1 pseudogene is annotated in these 416 nt (G+C 63.5%); it reads left to right on the top strand.

The features are described from left to right. Positions 1-20 precede the first annotated feature (20 nt). Positions 21-416: pseudogene (locus tag EOE48_RS28970) on the top strand (protein glxC); the annotation flags it as partial.

The following is a 416-nucleotide window of genomic DNA, read 5'->3' as shown; positions in this document are numbered from 1 at the left end:
CCGAACCCCTGGAGAACCATATGAAGACGATCGACCTGTCCAGCACTTCGGTGCGTGTGCTCAACCAGTCCTTGCACGGCGAGGTGCAGGACCTTGAATGGCAAGTGACCCACCCTGGCGGCAAGCACAACCTGGCTGTCGGCATCAACGCTGCCGTGGCGGTGGATATCGAAGGCCATGCCGGCTACTACTGCGCCGGCATGAACCAGCAGGCCAGTGTCACCGTGCACGGCAACGTCGGTGTGGGTGTGGCCGAGAACATGATGTCCGGTTCGGTGCGGGTCAAGGGCAGTGCCTCCCAGGCCGCTGGTGCCACTGCCCATGGCGGGCTGCTGGTGATCGAGGGTGACGCCGGTGCCCGTTGCGGTATTTCCATGAAAGGCGTGGACATCGTGGTAGGCGGCAACATCGGCCAC

The sequence above is a fragment of the Methylobacterium oryzihabitans genome (assembly GCF_004004555.2).
Taxonomy (GTDB): domain Bacteria; phylum Pseudomonadota; class Alphaproteobacteria; order Rhizobiales; family Beijerinckiaceae; genus Methylobacterium; species Methylobacterium oryzihabitans.
Note: the sequence above shows the minus strand (reverse complement) of the source record. Positions and strands in the feature narration are given on the sequence as shown.